The following is a 20,812-nucleotide window of genomic DNA, read 5'->3' as shown; positions in this document are numbered from 1 at the left end:
TTGTTCAAGATCGGCATAATACCGATCATGTGCTCCCGCAACTTGTGCGGATACCTCAGATGATATGTAATGCGCCTTTTCCAGCTGCTCCAGCTCTTCTTTTACGATTCGCTGTCTTGATCTGGTATGTATTTGATCCATCATGGACGCCCCCTTTCCGCAGACCTATTCCGCCGCAGTTTAAGGAATCGGCTTACTCACCAGCAATTTTATGTATATTCTATACTGCATACTACCGCAAATTGGGTAAATAAAAACTCAATTTCAATTCTATCACACCATTTGGGGTATCTGAATTACTGTTTTCAATATTTTGGTATTTCTTGCCTTCCTGCAGTTTTGCGGTCCGCGAAAGTTCCCATTGGACAGCAAGCCATCATTTAGATTAAGCCAGCCTTGAATAAACCTAATGATTGATCCAGCATCAGTTGTTTTCAAAACAGTCTATATAATAATCAGCAATTAGTATACAAAAAATCCCGCTAACCATTCATCAGCGGAACCTACATTTAGTTCTGAATGTAATTAACTCATTAAACTGAAACGATAAAATATCAACCTCTCCACATCAAACAAGGAACAAGCATTTCGTCTTCATGCAAACCGCCGTGAGCTCCCTTAAAGAAACCGAGCGAACCTTTAGCTTTTGGCGGGGCATAAACCCACTGGGATGTCTCGGGCGGCAGAACGATTAATTCACCCAGCCGCTCCGCTAAATTCGGGTCAATCCGGTCGTTTCCGAATAATCCATGAAATAGTGCATCTTGCCGGGTGAAAACAGTGGCTCCTCTTTCCTCGGCCCATTCCCGGACTGCTTGCTCCTCCCCATCTTTTGGATAAAGATATAACGAGCGCCGTTCACCGGCCGGCGGCAATCGCAACTTCGACAACAAATCCGGATATGAATTTAGATTCAGGGATTGCTCCTCATCAATGAACACCTGACCGTGATCTGCTGTCATGACAAATAATGTATCGTTTGCGCCCCCTTTGATTGCTTTCACCCGCTCCACAATCCGCGCAAATACGGCATCAACATTATAGGCTTCATCTTCGGTTTCATTGCTCAACGGTCCATACTTATGGGCACACGTATCAAGCCCCGGCCAATAGATGGTCATGAAGTTTTTCTCGTTGGGGCGCAAAGCATCAGCAGCTAATGTGGGAATCGTTGAAGGAAAATGGTAGCCTGAAAAACCACTGCCTCTATGATGCACCGCACTCAGCAGCGAGCCTTTGAAATTTTTATCCGTAATGGACGTTGATTGCACACCTTTATCCAATAGATACTGCGCCAAAGCCGGCTGATTCAAAAAGGGATCAAAGCCGTTAATCTGCCGGCCATCAGAAAAGCCATAGGAGAATACGAGATTAGTAACGTCTTCTAGTTCAGGTATGTATGCTGAAAAACTTGATAGCCCATGTTTAGCCGGAATAGCACCGGTATAGATAGCCGTCAAAGCTGCCGCAGTCGTTGAAGGAAAAACCGTTGTCAATGACGCAAACACCCCATCGCCATCCCGGGCCTCGCTAACAAATCGTTCAATATTCGGCATGGCACCTGATGAAATATATTGGTTAAGCTGGTTATATCCGAGTGCGTCAACAATTACAAAAACCACATCCTTGACACCATCAAAGAGGTCCGGGTTAACGATACTTTGATCAAGAGCGGGTGACGGCAAGTCTTTCACGCCATATTGGGTTAATAAAGATGATACGAGATTAACGGTTGAAAAACCATCATAACGAGGAATAATGCCCCCATGATCGGATAATTTTTTAAACGCGGAATCATTAACTATAAATAGTCACCCCCAAAAAATAACAGTATTTGGCAATCCTTTATTCACACACGAGTTACACGCTTTTTCCACCTTTCTCAACCAAACCACAATCAATCAGTTTGAAGGCGGGTAATTTTTTGTTTTTTTATTAATAAGCCAACCAGCCTGCATCCGCTCTGATCACTTCTGCATTGACAAAATCTGAGTCAGCAGAGGCAAGGAATAAAGCTATTTTGGCCACTTCTTCCGGATCACCGTTTCTTGGGTTATTACCTGAACCGGACATCGCTCTCTCTATGCCGAACTCGCTTGGATTGGCCATGGTAGTACCAATATTCGTATTAACACCACCAGGGGCTATCGCATTGCAGCGGATTCCTTTTTCCGCATATTGAAAGCCAACATTTTTGGTATAGCCTACAACAGCATGCTTGGAGGCAGTGTACGCAGCACCGGCTCTTGATCCGGCGAGTCCTGCTGAAGAGGTCATGTTTACAATTACACCACTTTCCTTTTCCAGAAAAATGGATAACGCTTTACGTGTCGCCCGCATCAACCCTGTCGTATTAATCGATAGCACTTTCTCCCAAAGGTCATCCGTTAACTCAGCAGCAGGCATCATGTTGTCCATAATCCCGGCATTGTTAACGAGAATATCCAGCGTTCCATACGTCTCAACTGCCGTATCAATCATATTCTGTACGTCTTCTTCTTTTGCTATATTCGCCGCGACAGCTGTGGCGGTACCCCCGTTTTCTTCAATTTCAGCAACGGCTTCCTGTACACCTGTTTCATTAAGATCCACCGCGATTACTTTCGCACCGTTTTTTGCATACAGAGTCGCTATTGCTTTCCCCATTCCGGATGCTGCACCGGTTACCACGGCAACTTTGTCCCTGATTTTCATAAACCTTCCTCCTCTTATGAATGCGCTTACAAACTCCTGTATGACTAGTATACCTTTTAAAAATGATTTAGACAAAAAATAGATTTATCTGCATGCCGTCACATCCCATAAAACCGGTACGCATTATCGTATAACCGGGCATAAACATCCTCAGCTGGCATACGCTTTAAACCGGCAATTTCACGGATTGACCGGTGGATCATGCAAGGGTGGGTCATTTTTCCGGTGAAAACTCCTTCAAACTGCCATGGACCATCCGTCTCCACCATCATTTTCTCCAATGGATAATTCCGGGCCAAGTCCCGTGTTTTTTCCTTGTATAAGATATCCGGTGTGACCGACACGTAATAGCCGTTTCTTATCATCCGCTCAGCCGTCCGCCAGTCGCCTTTAAACCAATGAAAATGGGCCTTCGCAGCTGAATGTTTTTCGAGCAGGCCACATACCACCGGCGCATCATCATAAACAGCATGCAGCGCAACCGGTTTATCCAGCTCAACCGCTTTTTGAATGAACACGTCCAAAATATTTATATACGCCTCTCGCGCACCCGCTTTGCCTTCGCGGCGCAAATAATAAGGAAGCCCAACTTCTCCGACAGCAGCAAGGGCCTGCTGGTGGCGATTAATCAGCACCAGCAGATCCGAAATTTCTTCATCAGATGGGAGCGGCTGTTCCGGGTGATAGCCAATCGCCGGTTTGATGCGGCAGTCCTCGCGGGCCAATTGCAGATTTCTTTTGGCTGAATCCAAGTGGTTTGAGACAGAAATAAGCACATCAACACCACTGGCTTCCATTTCATCAAGAATCAGCGATCGTTCGTCCGGTTTATACATATCCAGATGAATATGCGCATCAATAATCCGGTTAGACATCGTTACCAAGCTCCCCGATAGTGATTTTTCTATTCAACTAATTTTACTGATAGAATCCCATGCCACCATTCTGCCTCGACAATATTCAACAAAATTCGGGTGGTGACAGGCACCTACTCCAAAATCGTTTTAGCAATATTGTTGTCCAGTTCTTCAAATCCGTAATGGGATATTGTGTCATACAGCTCTTCCCGTGTCTGCATATCGGAAAGACCTTCTTTTTGCGTCCCTTCTTCCATTATCATCTTGAAAATGCGCTCATAGGCTTTCGCTGCTACCCGCATTGATGTTACTGGGTAGATGACCATGCTCATGCCCATATCCTGAAATTCCCGGGCAGTGAAATATGGTGTTTTGCCGAATTCGGTCATGTTCGCAAGCAGTGGCACGTCAATTTTTTCCGCAAACGAACGGAATTCTTCTTCCGTTTTCAATGCTTCCGGAAAAATTGCATCTGCTCCTGCCTCTACATAAAATGCAGCACGTTCGATGGCAGCATCTACACCTTCAATTGCCTTTGCATCCGTTCTTGCAACAACAACAAGGGATGGCGCGACCTTTTTGATCGCTTTAATTTTTTGTGCCATTTCTTCTTTTGTCACTAGACGTTTTCCGTTTAAATGTCCGCACTTTTTAGGCAGCTGCTGGTCTTCAATTTGTACGGCAGCAACTTTCGCTTCATACATTTCTGCAGCGGTTCGTGCAACATTCAGTACACCGCCGAATCCTGTATCAATATCAACGAGCGCCGGCAGATTTGCGGCGCGGACCAATTCTTTCGCCCGCTCTGCCACCTCTGTTGACGTAATCATCCCAAGGTCAGGAATTCCAAGGCTCGCTGTATACGCCCCGCCTGACAAGTAGAGTGCCTGGAAACCTGCTTTTTTGGCCATCAATGCGGCCATCGAATCATGGGAACCGGGGATTTGCAAAATATCCTCGCCTACAATTAATTCCTTAAACTGAGCTGCCAATTCTTCTTGTGTTGATGAAGGATCAACAATCCATGCCATATGCTTTCTTCCTCCCTTTTTACTTAACGAAAAGATCTACAAATTCATGAACCGCCATTACGGTAAGTTTCTGGTAATCAAAACTTGCCCTTTCAATTTCCCGCTGCTGTTTCTTTGCATACGCTGCAGAAAGATTGAAAGAATACTTTTTCCGCAATTCAGGCATTGCCTCTTCCCTTCTGAATCGATGACCCAGCGGATACTCTACTTCCACATTATCTGTTGTTGTACCGTCTTTAAAGTGAATTTGTACTGCATTTGCAATTGAACGTTTTTCCGGATCCAGATAATCTTCCGTATATGCTTTGTTTTCAGTCAGTACCATCTTGTCACGCAATGTATCGATCATTGAATTTGCGGCTGCCTCTGCTTCATAATCTTCTGCTGTCACATTGCCGTTCATCAGTCCGACTGCTGTAATGTACTGGATGCAATGATCACGGTCTGCAGGGTTATACAATGGTCCTTTTTTATCGATAATCCGGATAGCAGACTCATGGGTCGTGATGCTTATTTGATCAATGTCATCCAAACGGTCTTTCACTTCCGGATGAAGCTGTACCGCAGCCTCCGCAGCTGTTTGTGCATGAAACTCAGCAGGGTATGCCACTTTAAATAAAACATTCTCCATAACATAGCTGTCGAATGGCTGGCTTATCGTTAATTCCTGCTTATTAAAAAGCACATCCTGAAAACCCCAGCCGGGTGCACTTAACGCTGTCGCATAGCCCATCTCACCCTGAACAGCCATCATTGCCAAACGAACGCCTCTGCTGGTGGCATCCCCGGCAGCCCATGATTTTCTTGAACCAGTGTTTGGTGCATGGCGATAGGTGCGCAAGCTGGAATTATCAATCCACGCGTTTGACAAGGCATTCATGATTTCTTCCTTGCTTCCGCCGAGCATTTTGGCAACAACAGCTGTCGTCGCTATCTTCACATACAGCACATGGTCAAGTCCCACACGATTCAAACTGTTTTCCAACGCAAGAATACCTTGAATTTCATGTGCCTTAATCATCGCCTCCAGCACGTCGCGAATCTCTACCGGCTGCTCGCCATTGCGGATGCGTTTTCTGCTGAGATAATCTGCCACAGCAAGAATGCCACCTAAGTTATCTGACGGGTGTCCCCACTCCGCAGCAAGCCATGTATCATTATAATCAAGCCAGCGAATCATCGCGCCAATATTAAATGCCCCTTGTACAGGGTCAAGCACATGGGGAGTACCTGGCACCCGTGTCCCATCAGGAACCATCGTGCCGGGAACAATTGGCCCCAAAAGCTTTGTGCATTCCGGATAATCCAATGCAAGAATTCCGCAGCCAAGTGTATCTAACAGCACATAATGTGCAGTTGAAAAAGCTTCCTCACTCGTAATTTCTTTGTATAAGACATAATCTGCTATTTCTTCCAATACCGCATCGACTTTCTGTTGATCTTTTACCTTTTCCATTGTCAACGTCCTTTCTGTTTCCATATAGAAGTTGTATTTATAAGACTGTTTCGTAAACTTCATTCCAATTCTTTTCCGGTATATTTCACCCGCGGCCGGAACAGGCGGTTGTTGTCATGCTGTTCAATAATATGTGCACACAGGCCGGCAGCTCTGGAACTGAAAAAGATTGGTGTATATAACGGAATTGGAACACCAAGCATCCAATATACTGGTGCAGCATAATAGTCAAGATTCGGGTACAACCCTTTTTCTTCTTTCATAATATGTTCACCGGCTTCGCACATTTCAAGCAGCGTTGTGTCTCCTTTCATATCACAAAGCTGTTTCAGAGATTCTTTCATCACCAATGCACGCGGGTCCATTCTGTTCATATATACCCGGTGTCCAAAGCCCATGATTTTCTCTTTTTTCTCCAGTTTGGTTTTCATTAATTGTTCAAAACCGGAAACCGAATCCGTCTCCTTCAGCATGCGCATCACAGCTTCATTCGCACCGCCATGCAAATTCCCTTTCAGTGAAGCGACCGCACCGGACAATGCACCGTACATGTCTGAGTTAGTCGATGCAATCACCCTTGACGTAAATGTTGAGTTCGGCATTTCATGTTCACTGTACAGCAACAGGGAGCTGTCAAAAATTTTCGACTGGAAATCTGTCGGTTCTTTCCCCGTAATCATATACAAAAAGTTCGCACTGTATGACAGCTCCGGATCCGGCTTTACCGGGGCCTTTCCGTTAAGAATGCGATAGCTGTTTACCGTTATTGCCGGCAATTGGCCCAATAGTTCATAAGCACGTTCTTTATTCACAGAAATTGAGCGGTCATCAATCTTATCATCATATCCGGCCAGCACGGATATTGCAGTACGCTGTCCATCCATGGCGTGCATATTTTCCGGAAGCATCTCCAGCACTTCCATCACATTTTCTGGAATATCATAATGCGCCTTCAGTTTTTTCTCCAGCTTCTCTCTTTCCCGGTCATCGGGCAGTGACCCTTCCAACAGCAGATAAACCATATCTGCATAGGTCTTTCCCTGTGATAAATCAATCAAGTCATGCCCTCTTATATTAATCTTTTCCCGTTCTGTATCCAATAGGGAAATACCCGTCTCACAAGCAACAACACCCTTTAACCCCGGAACAAACGTTTCTTCTGTTTTCATAGTCATCCCCTTTGCAATAATGAGTTCTTCATAATGAAAACCTTTTCACTCCGCATTCTTGTTGTTCCTGTGTACATGGTTCATAATCTGTAACACTATTATAAAGTTGAATTTACAATTATAAAAATATATAATTTCAATAATTAAACATAAATTTTTTTAATATCAGAAATAAAGGGATGAATGTTGTTGAAATATCAAAACTGGGAAATGCTTGATGTTCTGTATTCAACCGGAAATATCACACAAACTGCTAAACATTTATTTTTATCACAGCCGACATTAACAACACGCATAAAGAGTCTTGAAGAACATTATGGTGTGCAGCTGATCATTCGAAAACAGCGGGGAATCACGTTCACACCAGAAGGAGAAGAACTTGCGCTTCATGCAAGAAAAATGCTCCGGGAGCAGACAAGAATTGAGGAAAAGCTGAATAATATGAAACAGGAGGTAACAGGAACATTACGGGTGGGTGCGTCAAACTTTTTCGCTTTGAATAAAATGCCAAAAATACTGCGGCTTTTTAAACAAACTTACCCAAACGTGGAATTCCAGGTTGTTACCGGCTGGAGCAGCGAAATACACCGGCGGATCCTCAATCATGATGTGCATATCAGTTTCATCAAAGGCGACTACAATTGGAATGACCAGAAAGAATTGCTCTATGAAGAAGAAGTATGCATTGCATCACCATGGAAATTTGAATGGGACAATCTCCCGAAAATGCCGCGTATTGATTATCATACAGACGAGAAGATGAAAAATATTGCGGATAATTGGTGGTACAGCAACTACAAAGAACATCCCAACATTAATATTCAGGTAAACCAGGTGGAAACATGCAAAGAAATGGTGATCAATGGCCTGGGATATGCAATTATAGCAAATCTCGTCGTACGCCCGTATCCCGATCTTGTCATTAAAACATTAAATCATCCAGCAGGAAATCCGATAACGCGCAAAACCTGGATGTATTATCATGAAGACTCCCTCCAAATGAACATCGTTAAAGCCTTTGTCCAATTTATAAAAATGCTTGATGTGAAAGAGTTGTAACTGGACGAGGGCTCTCGTCCAGCCACCCCATCGTCATCAATAGCCATTTTTCATAAAATATTTATTAATTTTTTCGTCCGATATAGATCTCGTTTTCCAAGTTCATTTCGATTATAGGGTGAAGGCATGATATTTTTAATCTAATATCTATTTCTATAAAATCGGTTCTTACTTTTTGTGATTTCTCATAAGACGTACACGAATAACATAGCTAAAATATGTAGCCATTAAACCTAAATCCGGCCGATATTGCCGATAAGGCCGCCAAACGATCACGAGCCCTTCATTGAAAAATTCATGATGCGAATCAATTCTCAGATTTTTATAGTATTGAAACCTCCGCTCATTCTGGCTGAAAAGCTCATCAAACGATATTCTGTTTTTATTCATTCTCGTATCTCCCCTCGACCAAACAGGCCGGCTTTATATTACTATCGTGCTGAAAGCTGACATGGTGGCAAAATTACTTCAAACCACTTTCTGGGAGGTGATGATGCACCGATAGCATATTTATATATTAGAACTAAGGTCCCAGATTGTAAAGCGTTTCCATGGAATATTTTACAAATTTAAAAAATCCAATTAGTCAGTTTTTCTGTCTAATTGGATACTTCTATTTTATTCTTGACACACTGTTTAATTAGCTGTATTGTAAATGACAATATCATAATTGAATTTTGATTTTCTTATCCAGAGAGGTGGAGGGACTGGCCCTGCGAAACCTCAGCAACAGACATTTGTCCTGTGCTAATTCCAGAAGCGTCATGCTGAAGATAAGAAGAGTAATGGCAATAAATCCTCTTCTTATTTTAAGAAGGGGATTTTTTATATTTATAAACACCATTATAAGGAGGTAACATGATGAAGCGCAGTTTGGAAGAACGTTTGCAGGATGGGACCGTTATTGCGGGAGAAGGATATTTATTTGAGCTGGAACGAAGAGGCTACCTGCAGGCCGGCTCATTTGTTCCGGAAGTGGCACTGGATAATCCTGAGGCACTTAAACAGACATACAGGGATTATATGAATGCTGGTTCAGATGTCGTATTAGCTTTTACATATAATGCACATCGGGAAAAAATGCGTATTATCGGTAAAGAAGAATTGCTTGAGCCTTTAAACAGAAATGCGATTCGCCTGGCAAAAGAGGTTGCCAAGGAGCATCCTACAGAGGAAGCGTTGGTAGCCGGCAATATTTCCAACACAAATCTTTTTGATCCGGAAAATGCGGAATCAAAGGAACAAGTGAGAAGTATCTTTGCCGAAATGATCAAATGGTGCAAGGAAGAAGGCGTTGACTTCATAAATGGGGAGACATTCTATTATCATGAAGAGGCACAAATCGCATTGGAGGAAATCCGTAAGCAAGGGCTGCCGGCAGTTATTACATTGGGGCTGATGGGCGAAAATATTTTGCGGGACGGTTATACGGTTGATGAGTCTTGTAAACGACTCTCTGAAAAAGGTGCATTGGTTGTTGGCATGAATTGTTTTCGCGGGCCTGATACCATGCAGCCATACCTCGCTGACATACGAAAAAATGTGGAAGGCTATGTAGGCGGGTTGCCGATTCCTTATCGCACAACAAACGAGAATCCAACATTTTTTAACTTGCCTGATGGCGGATGCAGCTGCCATTTACCATTAGAAACAACTTTTCCAACTGCATTAGATCCACTGTACCATAACCGGTATGAGTTAGCTGAATGGGCAAAAGAGGCAAAAGATATTGGTATAAACTATATTGGTTTATGCTGCGGGGCATCACCAGCCATGCTGCGTGCCATCGCTGAAGCAACAGGTGTGGAAGCGATCAACTCGAAGTACTCCCCCGATATGGCGAAACACTTTTTGTTCGGAAAAGATAAAACACTTAAGGAGCATAACCTGAATTACCGGTCGAAAGCATAATGGCAAACGACATTGTTCATATTTTCTTTTTTGATAGGATTTGAGGCTCCCGATCGATTTCCGCGTGCCGCCGCGCGATTTTGTACCAACCTCGAGCGATTTTCTGGGACTGTCGATCGATTTGACGCGCCTGTCGATCGATTTGGGAGTAAATGTTAAAAGCCTTTTAAAAAAAGAGAGGGGGGTACTGTGAACCCACTCTCTATTTTTTAACCAAAAACCAGCCGTTCTTTAAATTTTCCCGGTTATAATAAAACCGCTCATCATCCTCATACCGGAGCACGTTGCCTCCTGCAGCTTCAACAATCGCCTGTCCGGCGCCGGTGTCCCACTCCATCGTCGGAGCATAACGCGGGTAATAGTCGGCTTTTCCTTCAGCAACGAGGCAAAATTTCAGCGAGCTGCCGGCCGACACAACATCGACTTCATTTTCCCGGCGAATGCCGTCAATAAATGCTTCGGTTTCTTCAGACATATGGGAGCGGCTCGCCACCACATTAACAACGTCGCCCTGCTCGGCAAACGGCAAACGGACACTCTGCGCAACCAGGGTCTCATCGCCGGTCACGTCTGCCTGCGACGCCTGCTCCAATTTAAACGCACCCAGACCCTCTTTGCCAAAGTAGAACGTATCCAATGCCGGAGCATAAATTACACCTGCAACGGGATACTGCCCTTCAATTAACGCAATGTTGACAGTGAATTCCCCGTTTTTCTTAATAAATTCCTTTGTGCCGTCCAACGGGTCAACGAGGAAAAATGCCGGCCAATCCTTGCGATCGTCATAAGGGATTTCGCTGCCTTCCTCGCTCAACACAGGAACCTCCGAATACGCTTCCTGCAGACCGCGTACAATCGAATGATGGGCACGCTGGTCAGCCTCCGTCAACGGCGAATCATCATCTTTCGTTTCAACATCAAAATCCTTCTTATACACATCCAAAATTTCCCGTCCGGCGTCCAATGAAATCTGCAGCAGTTTCGTTAAACTCACGTCAGCCATTATTCCAAATATCCTTTCGCTTTCAAATAAGACACAATCGTCTCAACCGATTCCTCAAGGCTCTGCTTATCCGTATCGACCGTGACCTCCGGATTGACCGGCGCTTCATACGGTGCATCGATTCCGGTAAATCCTTTGATCTCGCCGGCGCGTGCTTTCTTATACAGCCCTTTTGGATCACGGGATTCACACGTTTCTACACTCGCATCAACAAATATCTCGATAAATTCGCCGTCTTCCATTAGTTCGCGAACATCATCACGGTCTTCGCGATATGGTGAAATAAATGCTGATAATGTGAATAATCCAGCCTCCACCATCAGTTTGGAAACCTCGCCTATACGGCGGATATTTTCTTTGCGGTCTTCCGGACTGAAGCCGAGGTTTTTATTCAACCCATGGCGGATGTTGTCACCATCAAGACGATACGTCCGCACACCCTGGTTGTACAATTCTTTCTCCAGTTCGACCGAAATAGTTGATTTGCCGGATCCGGACAGGCCGGTGAACCAAATGACAGCACTTTTATGGTTGTTCAGCTGCCGCCGGTTTTCTTTCGTTACTTTTGAGTCATGCCATACGATGTTTTCTGATTTAGCCATCAACTTTTCCTCCTAAAATAAGTTTGGGACGGGGTATCTGACCCCGTGTCCCACTAAAACCATACATTATAAATTATCAAAACAGATGTGATCATTACTAATAGACTGAGCGGGAGTCCGACTTTCACGTAATCGGTAAATTTATAGCCGCCGGGACCGTATACGATCAGATTCGTCTGATAACCGATTGGTGTAATGAAACTTGCCGAAGCGGCGATTGCAATCACGACAGCAAATCCCATCGGCTCATACCCGAGCGTCTGCGCCATTTCAATTCCGATTGGGAGCATTAACACTGCTGCTGCGCTGTTGGTGACCAGTTCGGTAAACATATTGGTCAGAATATAGACCATAAACAGAATGGCCACAAGTCCTAACGGCTCGCCGAACTGCAGCAGGCCTTCCGCCATCCATTCGGCCAGCCCGGTCTTCCGCATGGCGACACCGATTCCCAGCGCACTGGCAATCAAGAGCAGCACGTTAAAGTGAACATACGTTTTGGCATCTTCAGGCGCAATAACTTTTGATCCCAGGAATATCATCACAGCCAGTGCCATCGCTTTAAACATGCTCAGCCATCCCAATGTCACCGTCATAATCAGCCCGAGCAGCACAACGATGGAAAACCAGCCTTTTGCAGGACTCTGATTCAAGGTAGCCGGTGTATCCAATGACGATACGACAAAAAAATCATTCGACTGCTGATATTTTTCCACAAAATCAGCACCGGCCAGCAGCAATAACGAGTCTCCGGGTCTCAATACGATATCCCCGACTTTGCTCTTGATCCGTTCATTATTCCGGTGCACTGCAATGACGCCTGCATCATAGCGTGAACGAAACTGTGACTGTTTAATCGACTTGGACAAAAGTGATGACTGGTCGGACACAACGGCTTCCACCAGGTTGGTCGTCCCGTTTTTCAAATCATCCAGATCAATATTTGTGCCTGTTTCCAGCTGCAAACCTTTAATCTTTTGCAAGTCTGCAATTGTAGAGATCAATCCGGTAAAAATCAGCCGGTCCTCTGCCTGAATAACCGTTGTTGCGCTGACCGGCGAAATGCGTTCATCACCTCGGATAATTTCGATCAGATAAAGGCCCTTTAAATCACGCAGACCGGCATCTATGACACTTTTATCAAGATGATCGAATGCCCGTGTCACCTGCATCTCAGCAATATACTCTTTGGAGTCTTCTTTAATTTGCTGGCTGAAGCCTTTATTATCCGGCAGCAATTTGTATCCGATCGTAAATAAATAGATGAGTCCGATGAGTGCAGCCGGTATGCCAACAACAGCCAACGTAAAAAATGAAAATCCCTCCAGGCCAAAATCGAGGAGCAAGCCGTGAACGACAAGGTTTGTCGACGTTCCCATCAGTGTTATCGTTCCACCCAAAATGGTGGCATATGACAATGGGATTAAAAACTTCGACGGGGCAATCCCGCGGTCTTCGCACCATTTTTTAATGATCGGTGTAAACGTCACAACAATTGGTGTATTGTTCAAAAACGCTGAAAACATCGACGTCGGGACAAAGAAGCGAATCATCGAACCGGTTTGGGTACGGCTGTTCTGAAGCCACTTTTCCATCAAGCGATCAATCAAACCGCTTTTCTGCACAGCACCGGCCACGATGAACAATAACGCAACCGTCAGCATTCCTTCGTTGGAAAAGCCGCTCAGGGCCTCATCAACTGTCAAAATGCCCGACAGCAGCAAGATCACCAGTACTGAAAAAATAACCATGTCAGGCCGGGCGACCTCAAAGATCAGCCCGGCAAGCATGGCCAGTATCAAGATCAGTACAAACATCATTTCAAACGACATGGGATATCAGATCCCCTTTTAAGCGTTGTTCAAAAGGGCGGGTGACACTTCCTTTTTGAACATTCTTTCTTAGTTTTCCTTCATACCTTTGATCAGCACATCAGCAACTTCCGGACGGGAGAACTCTTTCGGCGGACGCTCACCGTTACGAAGCAGCCCGCGCACTTTCGTACCACTCAAATGAACGTGATTTTCTTTATCATGCGGGCATGTTTTCGCCGATGCCATGTTTTCACAGACTGTGCAATAAAATGCATGCTCAAATTTGAAGATCTGAATGCCCAGTTCCTCTTCATACTGTGCAATCAGCTGCTGTGCTTCATAGGTGCCATAGTAATCACCGACACCGGCATGGTCACGTCCGACAATGAAGTGCGTGCAGCCATAGTTCTTCCGGACAATCGCATGCAGAATCGCTTCTTTCGGCCCTGCATAGCGCATCGCTGCCGGATAGATGACAAGGCGCACACGATCTTTCACATAATAGTTTTTAAGAATCGTTTCATAGCTTTCCATCCGCACATCTGCCGGAATATCGTCTGATTTTGTTTCACCGACAAGCGGGTTCAGCAATAATCCGTCAACTGCTTCCAACGCAGTTTTCTGGATATGCTCATGTGCACGATGAACCGGGTTCCGTGTCTGAAAACCGACAATCGTTTTCCAGCCTGCATCTTTAAACATTTGACGTGTCTCAGCCGGATCCATGTAATACGCTTCAAACTGGCTGTGATCCGGGCGATTAAGGAGCGTAATGGGACCACCGAGATATACATTGCCTTTCTCATAAACTTTCTTCACGCCGGGATGCGCTTCTTCTGTCGTACCATAGACATTTTGCGCTTCCTTCTCCTGATTATATGTATATTTTTCTTCCAGGGTGATGGTTCCATAGATGACGTCATCTTCCCCTTTAAGGGCGATTTGCTCACCAATATTAAAGTTTTTAGCCTGTTCTTCGGTTACCGGCAGGGTGATCGGAATGCTCCAGATTGTGCCATCGGCCAGACGCGTATTGTCAACGACACTCTCATAATCCGCCTGTCCCATAAATCCTGTCAGCGGGCTGAATCCGCCAATCCCAATCAGTTCAATATCCGAAACGACCCAGGAATTCACAGTCAACGACTGAAGTTTTTCAGCATTCTTGATTGCCTGCTCTCGTTCCTGTCCTGTTAATTCGCGGCTGATTAATCTTCCGCCATGTGGTTGATTTACCATTGCAATTCCTCCATATGTCTAATTAGTTATCCAGTAATTTAAACACTATTACAGTTTATCATATTTTGTCGCAGCCTTGAAGAAAAATTGGGCGATATTTGGGGATATCTGCATATAGATAGCAAAACCACAGAATGGAAAAATTTGAGAGGCGTTCGGTAAAGTACTCAAGGAAGAAACGGGGTGTGGCTGAATCTGAAGGGACAGCCCATTTGCTAAGGCAATATTTCAGAAGAACAGGTGTTGAAATTTTACTACAGCAAAATTATTAATTTTGTTATAATAACGTTGAGTTGCATAAGCAGGATGGGGCGGTGGAGCCTTGCTGCTCGTTGGAAGACATGGTCATGTCACAACGAGGAGGGAGGTGATGCCGCAAATGATTACTTTGTATCAAAGCATCATGCTCATGATCAGCTTTGGGTCGCTACTCATTGCTGTCGTGACACTAATTGTTTTGATAATAAATAAGTAATCCCCACCCTGTCAAAAGGTACCAGCTGGGGATTACTCACTCAGTAGGTCCACCGCAACATCATGCGGCGCGACTCATTAGAACTCCGACACACCACTGTCGGGGTTCTTTTTAGTATTATGCTTTCTACTTTAATTATATGCCAAGAAAGATTGGTATGCAAGTTATTGTTGATTAAACTGGTTTGCTATTTTGTATAATGATTTCACAAAACCCCACATGTTAAACACCTGCCCCCCATTTGCTTTTCCCTCTGCTTATGTTACAGTATACTCAGTATAGCGTTTTCACTAGGGGAGCTTTTAAAAGGCTGAGATTAGAGTGGACTCTAAGACCCTTGAACCTGACCTGGTTAGTGCCAGCGGAGGAAAGTGGAAGTCACCATCAATTAAAATTGATACATTAAGCATGATATTTGGTTGAATCTTATCATGCTTGCGTATTCAAATGACCTCCCTTTTCCGGGCTCAAGCCGGGTCAGCACCAATAAAGAAGGGGAGGATTTTTTATGCGCTTTACTGAATCCGTGCGTCAGGCAACAAAGGAAAGCTGGGAGCAGAGTTTGAACCACCCATTTGTCCAGGGGATTGTTCAGGGGGATCTGCCGCTCGATACGTTCAAGTTCTACATTCTTCAGGACATTTACTACTTAAAGCATTTTGGCAAGGTGCATGCCATCGCCGCTTCGCAAGCAGAAGATTTTCAAGTGACCGGTATGCTTGCCGAAAAGGCCAAAATGACAGCGCAAGCGGAATTGACCGTACACCGTGAGCATGCAGAATTGCTGAACATCACGAATGAGGAAATGAACCAATTCAGGCCGGCGCCAACTGCCTACGCCTACACATCGCATTTGTACCGGGCAGCGCTATCCGGTCAGCTTGCTCAGACCGTAGCTGCTATGCTTCCGTGCTACTGGTTGTACGCGGATATTGGAAAAACGAACCAGGATGCAAAACCCGGCCAGACCATCTATCAGAATTGGATAAATATGTATGCTGACGACTGGTTTCAGACATCAACACAAGAACAAATTGACTTGTTGAATCAGCTCGCCGAGGAAGCAAGCGACAAGGAAAAGGAAAAAATTAAGGAACAATTCGTGATCGCGAAAGAATACGAACTTGCATTTTGGGAAATGGCCTATACAAAAGAAGAATGGCTATCAACCAGAAGCAGTACGGTTTAATTGCAGGAAAAAATGGCATCCTGACCGCAAGGGATGCCATTTTTGTGTTGGGCTGACTGTCGCAGAAACATTTTCAGAAGATGGAATTCGACAAAATTCGGGAGGTGACAGGCACCCGGCCAATCTATGTAAATAAAATGGTTTTATTGCCATGAACCAATACCTTGTTTTCAACATGCCAGGAAACGGCTGTGGCAAGCACCTGCTTTTCCACATGGCGGCCGGAAATCTTTAAATCTTCTGCAGTGCTTCGATGATTCACACGCGTAACATCCTGCTCAATAATCGGCCCTTCATCAAGGTCGTCAGTCACATAATGTGCTGTCGCACCAATCAGCTTGACTCCCCGGTTGAATGCCTTGACGTACGGGTTGGCACCCACAAAAGCCGGCAGGAAAGAATGATGGATGTTAATGATTTGATTCGGATAAATGGATACAAATTCAGGCGTTAAAATTTGCATATACCTTGCCAGGACAATGAAATCCACATTACCTTTCATCAGCTCCAGCGCCTTTTCTTCAGCCTGTGCCTTCGTTCCATGGTTCAACGGAATATGATAATAGGGAATGCCGTAACGTTCAACTTCATCCCTTAAGTCGTCATGATTACTGATGACCATCGGAATATCCACGGGAATTTCCCCGGACTCCCAGCGCAGCAAAAGTTCTTTCAGACAATGACCCTCTTTTGAAACAAAGATGGCCATTCGTTTTCTCTTTTTCTTAGAGTTCAATTGCCAATCCATCGCATAATCTTTTGCCATCGTATTCAAATCTTCTTCCAGCTGCCCGTATGCAGAATCGATATCCTTCAGTTCAAACGATATCCGCATAAACAACATTCCCGCGCTTGGGTCGGTTGTATTCTGGTCAAAGTGAATAATATTGGCATCATGTTCCAGCAAAAAATTGGAAACAGTCGAAATGATGCCTGGTTTTTCAGGACAAGAGATCAATAAATCAGCAATATTTTCTTGAGAAGGCACAGCTTTTCACCAACCTTTCATACCTTTATTATAATAGAAAAACCGCAGCATTCAATTAGTCAGCCTCTATAATCTGCATTTTCAGTGATGTCACTTTCCACCCATTAACAGGCTCCATATCCTGAGAACAGGTTGAACATGCAATAACCACTTCTTCCAATGCTTGCAAACGGACATAGTCGCCGGGATTGGATAACGGTTCACTGAGCTCGTAATCCCCTGTTTCGTCCAAAACATTATTCATAAATAAGTTTATCGGATCCGGAACTGGTTTATTTCCTAATCCATACGCTTCCAGAGCTTCTTTCAGATTATCGTGACAGTTCGGATGATCCTCGGAACCGAAGTCTACTTTATAACGATAATAGTCACATGCCGGAAAAAAGAAATCGTGTTTCCCAACTGTATCTTCAGCAAATGTCATCAGCGGCCGGCGTTTGTTGCTGTAGAGCGGATCACCAACTTTTAACCGGATGCTGCTGAGGGATGCCCTCATATGGACAGGTGATACGAACTCGCTTGAATCATTTCGATTGAAACATACAAAATCACCGACTTGTTTACCATCAACATCAATAATAACCAATTCTTCACCAGGTTTTAACAGTGTGCTTCTCCCTTCATACGGCGGTATTGTTATTTCCTCTTTGACTTTCCCATGTGCATAAACCACAATAAACACTCCTCTCTCTATTGTCTTCCCTTTTACATTTGAAATTTTTGAACTTACGAATAATTTAGATTTATTATAAAACCTAAAACCCTTCATGTATAATGATTAGAAATGATGGAATCCATCACTGTTACTGAAATCAATAGTCACTAAATATCACTTTTGAAGATGGAATTCATCATTTTTAGCCATTTTACCTGTTAGTTGATTACCGCTATCATAAAAATATGTAAACGCTTTATAAATGAACGCTGCTGTATTGTACTATCTAATTAATTAAAGGAGTGGTGTATCATGGAATCACACTATGATGTGATTATTGTTGGAGCTGGTTCGATGGGGATGGCCGCCGGGTATTATCTGGCTAAGGAAGGAACAAAAACATTGCTTATCGATGCTTTCGATCCGCCGCATTCAAACGGAAGCCACAGCGGTGATACGCGGCTTATTCGCCATGCATGCGGTGAAGGGTACGAATATGTTCCGCTCGCCATAAGAGCTCAGGAACTTTGGGATGAACTGCAAAAACAAACCAACGAGACGATATTCCGAAAAACGGGCGTGGTGACTTTCGGTCCTGAGAGTTCGGACTTTGTCAATCAAGCAATCGCGGGTGGGAAAAAGTATTCATTGCCTATTGATATGTTTGATCATGGCGAAGAAATCAATAAGCGCTGGCAGGGAATCAATGCCCCTGAAGGACATTTCGGGTGCTATGAACCGGAAGCAGGTGTATTGTTCAGCGGCAATTGCATCCGTACATTTCGTAAGTTTGCATTGCAGAATGGGGCTGATTTGCTGACAAATACACCAGTTGACGACCTTGACGTCTCTGAAGATTTCGTGACTGTCCAGACGAAGGAAGGGGCCTATACCGCTGACAAACTGATCGTCAGCGCTGGCGCCTGGAACAGAAAACTATTATCTGAGCTCAATCTCCATTTACCTCTTCAGCCAAGTCGTCAAACAATCGGCTGGTTTGACGCGGACGAGTCGTTGTATCAGTCTGATGAATTTCCCGGCTTTTTCGTTGACTTGCCAACGGGAGTCTATTACGGGTTCCCAAGTGTTGATGGAACCGGATTAAAGATTGGACGCTATGATGCCGGTGAAGAATTGGATCCCGAATATATGAATCGTGAATTTGGGATTTACCCGAAAGACGAAGGGGACATTCGCAATTTCTTAGAAACGTTTATGCCACAGGCTGCAGGTAAACTAAATGTGGGAAAGACGTGTATGTTTACCAATACACCAGATGAAAACTTTATTATTGACTTGCATCCGGAACATTCTCATATTGCGATTGCTGCCGGTTTTTCCGGTCACGGCTATAAATTTTCAAGTGCTGTCGGGGAAATCTTAAGCCAATTAGCGACTTCCGGTACAACAAATCAAGACATTTCCCTCTTCTCAGCAACACGCCCAAGCTTACAAAAACAAGAATCAGGAGCTGTTTCGAATAAATAACACACCGCATATGGACAGGGGCAGGTTAAAATAACCTCCCTTGTCGAATTTTTTCCAAATTAGGAGGCAAGCACATGGAAGAGAAAGCCATTCAATTCCTGCAAAAACTGATTCGAATCGACAGTACTAATCCGCCGGGCAACGAAAACAAAGTGACCAAAAAACTTGCCGAGAGATGCGACGAAACAGGCCTATCTTATAAAATCACAGATATTGAATCAAACCGGAGCAATTTTGAAATTTCCTTAAAAGGTGAAGGCAAGGGGAAATTAATTTTCTGCGGCCATATGGATACAGTTTTGGCCGGCGAGCAGCCATGGGAATATCCGCCGTTTTCCGGCGATCTGATTGGAGATAAGCTTTACGGACGCGGCGCCTCAGATATGAAAAGCGGTCTCGCGGCAATGTTTCTTGCAATTGAATCGATTTTTCAGGAAAAGAGAGAATTATCAAAGGAGATTGTTTTCCTGGCAACAGCCGGTGAAGAAGTGGATAGCTGTGGTGCACGGCAGTATTTGCAGGGTGAAGACATGTCTGATGTCGAAGCCTTAGTGATCGGTGAGCCGACGCATGAAAAAGTCGCAGCAGGACATAAAGGGGCACTATGGGTTGAAGTGGTTACCATTGGAAAAACCGCCCACGGTTCCATGCCGGATCAAGGAATTAATGCGGTAGAATGGATGGGCCGGGTTATTCAAATTGTTGAATCGCTAAAACTTGATTGGAAGATTTCCAAGTCCCCCCTGGGTGAAAGCAGCGTTTCCGCAAACAAAATGGAAGGAGGCGTTCAAACGAACGTGATCCCGGACCGCTGTACCCTGAATATTGATATCAGAACCGTGGCCCCTCAGTCCCATAAGCAATTATTTGCTGACCTGAAGCAGCGATTAAATGATTTGTTTTCCGGAGAGGACGCCCCGTCATTTGAAATGAATGAATTGTTGAACCGGCCGTCGATTCTGACAGATAAATCAAGCCCGATTATTACGAAAGCACTGCGCATTAAAGAGGATGATCCCGATTCAGTGTACGGGGTTTCCTATTATACAGACGGTGCGGTGTTAAATCCCGAAAGTGAAATCCCGACACTGATTTACGGTCCCGGAGACGAAAAACTGGCACACCAGCCAAATGAATACGTTGATGTGGATGCATACCTGCGTTCGATTGATTTTTATAAAA

The 20,812-nt window shown here is 44.5% G+C and carries 19 protein-coding genes and 2 riboswitches; of the genes, 6 read left to right on the top strand and 13 right to left on the bottom strand.

Annotation, left to right across the window (positions count from 1 at the left end; translation table 11 throughout):
- Positions 1-554 precede the first annotated feature (554 nt).
- The 6 genes from VK097_RS06095 to mmgD form a co-directional block, all read right to left on the bottom strand.
- Positions 555-1,685 (bottom strand): alkaline phosphatase family protein, encoded by a 1,131-nt coding sequence (locus VK097_RS06095; RefSeq protein WP_324210916.1) that lies wholly within the window; start codon positions 1,683-1,685, stop codon positions 555-557.
- A 250-nt stretch (positions 1,686-1,935) separates the two neighbouring features.
- Positions 1,936-2,694 (bottom strand): SDR family oxidoreductase, encoded by a 759-nt coding sequence (locus VK097_RS06090; RefSeq protein WP_324210915.1) that lies wholly within the window; start codon positions 2,692-2,694, stop codon positions 1,936-1,938.
- Between the two features lie 98 nt (positions 2,695-2,792).
- On the bottom strand, positions 2,793-3,569 hold the full coding sequence (locus tag VK097_RS06085) for a TatD family hydrolase (RefSeq protein ID WP_324210914.1): 777 nt from the start codon (positions 3,567-3,569) through the stop codon (positions 2,793-2,795).
- Positions 3,570-3,682: 113 nt separating this feature from the next.
- The gene (gene prpB / locus VK097_RS06080; protein WP_324210913.1) at positions 3,683-4,582 is read right to left on the bottom strand and encodes a methylisocitrate lyase; all 900 of its coding nucleotides are present in this window, start codon (positions 4,580-4,582) and stop codon (positions 3,683-3,685) included.
- 19 nt (positions 4,583-4,601) lie between these two features.
- Positions 4,602-6,038 carry a bifunctional 2-methylcitrate dehydratase/aconitate hydratase gene (locus tag VK097_RS06075; RefSeq protein ID WP_324210912.1) on the bottom strand — a complete coding sequence of 479 codons (1,437 nt, stop codon included), beginning with the start codon at positions 6,036-6,038 and terminating at the stop codon, positions 4,602-4,604.
- 59 nt (positions 6,039-6,097) lie between these two features.
- A complete protein-coding gene (gene mmgD, locus VK097_RS06070) occupies positions 6,098-7,207 on the bottom strand; it encodes a citrate synthase (RefSeq protein WP_324210911.1) in 1,110 nt (369 codons plus the stop codon).
- A gap of 183 nt (positions 7,208-7,390) precedes the next feature.
- On the opposite strand from mmgD, the gene VK097_RS06065 reads away from it, so the two are divergent.
- Positions 7,391-8,266, top strand: a complete 876-nt coding sequence (locus VK097_RS06065) for a LysR family transcriptional regulator (protein ID WP_324210910.1) — start codon at positions 7,391-7,393, stop codon at positions 8,264-8,266.
- Positions 8,267-8,434: 168 nt separating this feature from the next.
- Here VK097_RS06065 and VK097_RS06060 read toward each other — a convergent pair whose 3' ends face one another.
- Positions 8,435-8,656 carry a hypothetical protein gene (locus VK097_RS06060; RefSeq protein ID WP_324210909.1) on the bottom strand — a complete coding sequence of 74 codons (222 nt, stop codon included), beginning with the start codon at positions 8,654-8,656 and terminating at the stop codon, positions 8,435-8,437.
- 293 nt (positions 8,657-8,949) lie between these two features.
- A riboswitch (SAM riboswitch) is annotated at positions 8,950-9,046 on the top strand.
- 81 nt (positions 9,047-9,127) lie between these two features.
- On the opposite strand from VK097_RS06060, the gene VK097_RS06055 reads away from it, so the two are divergent.
- On the top strand, positions 9,128-10,177 hold the full coding sequence (locus tag VK097_RS06055) for a homocysteine S-methyltransferase family protein (protein ID WP_324210908.1): 1,050 nt from the start codon (positions 9,128-9,130) through the stop codon (positions 10,175-10,177).
- A gap of 202 nt (positions 10,178-10,379) precedes the next feature.
- Here VK097_RS06055 and cysQ read toward each other — a convergent pair whose 3' ends face one another.
- The 4 genes from cysQ to sat all read right to left on the bottom strand — a co-directional run bounded on the left by cysQ (position 10,380) and on the right by sat (position 14,835).
- Positions 10,380-11,180, bottom strand: a complete 801-nt coding sequence (gene cysQ / locus VK097_RS06050) for a 3'(2'),5'-bisphosphate nucleotidase CysQ (RefSeq protein ID WP_324210907.1) — start codon at positions 11,178-11,180, stop codon at positions 10,380-10,382.
- The gene (cysC, locus tag VK097_RS06045; RefSeq protein WP_324210906.1) at positions 11,180-11,782 is read right to left on the bottom strand and encodes an adenylyl-sulfate kinase; all 603 of its coding nucleotides are present in this window, start codon (positions 11,780-11,782) and stop codon (positions 11,180-11,182) included. Before cysC ends, cysQ begins: the two co-directional genes overlap by 1 nt.
- A gap of 53 nt (positions 11,783-11,835) precedes the next feature.
- On the bottom strand, positions 11,836-13,614 hold the full coding sequence (locus VK097_RS06040; RefSeq protein WP_324210905.1) for an SLC13 family permease: 1,779 nt from the start codon (positions 13,612-13,614) through the stop codon (positions 11,836-11,838).
- A gap of 69 nt (positions 13,615-13,683) precedes the next feature.
- Positions 13,684-14,835, bottom strand: a complete 1,152-nt coding sequence (sat, locus tag VK097_RS06035; RefSeq protein ID WP_324210904.1) for a sulfate adenylyltransferase — start codon at positions 14,833-14,835, stop codon at positions 13,684-13,686.
- A gap of 370 nt (positions 14,836-15,205) precedes the next feature.
- Between sat and VK097_RS06030 the strand changes: the two genes are divergently transcribed.
- A complete protein-coding gene (locus VK097_RS06030; RefSeq protein ID WP_324210903.1) occupies positions 15,206-15,310 on the top strand; it encodes a putative holin-like toxin in 105 nt (34 codons plus the stop codon).
- 282 nt (positions 15,311-15,592) lie between these two features.
- Positions 15,593-15,697: riboswitch (TPP riboswitch) on the top strand.
- Between the two features lie 121 nt (positions 15,698-15,818).
- The gene (gene tenA, locus VK097_RS06025) at positions 15,819-16,499 is read left to right on the top strand and encodes a thiaminase II (protein ID WP_324210902.1); all 681 of its coding nucleotides are present in this window, start codon (positions 15,819-15,821) and stop codon (positions 16,497-16,499) included.
- A gap of 124 nt (positions 16,500-16,623) precedes the next feature.
- Here the strand turns inward: tenA and purU are convergent, their stop codons facing one another.
- Positions 16,624-17,487, bottom strand: coding sequence for a formyltetrahydrofolate deformylase (gene purU / locus VK097_RS06020; protein ID WP_324210901.1), 864 nt, complete (start codon positions 17,485-17,487; stop codon positions 16,624-16,626).
- A gap of 55 nt (positions 17,488-17,542) precedes the next feature.
- Complete coding sequence (locus VK097_RS06015; protein WP_324210900.1) at positions 17,543-18,160, bottom strand: urea carboxylase-associated family protein; 618 nt, start codon at positions 18,158-18,160, stop codon at positions 17,543-17,545.
- A 294-nt stretch (positions 18,161-18,454) separates the two neighbouring features.
- Here VK097_RS06015 and solA point away from each other — a divergent pair, with 294 nt between their 5' ends.
- Complete coding sequence (solA, locus tag VK097_RS06010; RefSeq protein WP_324210899.1) at positions 18,455-19,630, top strand: N-methyl-L-tryptophan oxidase; 1,176 nt, start codon at positions 18,455-18,457, stop codon at positions 19,628-19,630.
- Between the two features lie 74 nt (positions 19,631-19,704).
- Positions 19,705-20,812, top strand: a 1,108-nt coding sequence (locus VK097_RS06005) for a M20 family metallopeptidase (protein WP_324210898.1), incomplete at its 3' end; no start/stop codon positions are given.

Source organism: Lentibacillus sp. (genome assembly GCF_035301675.1).
In the GTDB taxonomy this organism is placed as follows: Bacteria; Bacillota; Bacilli; order Bacillales; family Amphibacillaceae; genus Lentibacillus.
Note: the sequence above shows the minus strand (reverse complement) of the source record. Positions and strands in the feature narration are given on the sequence as shown.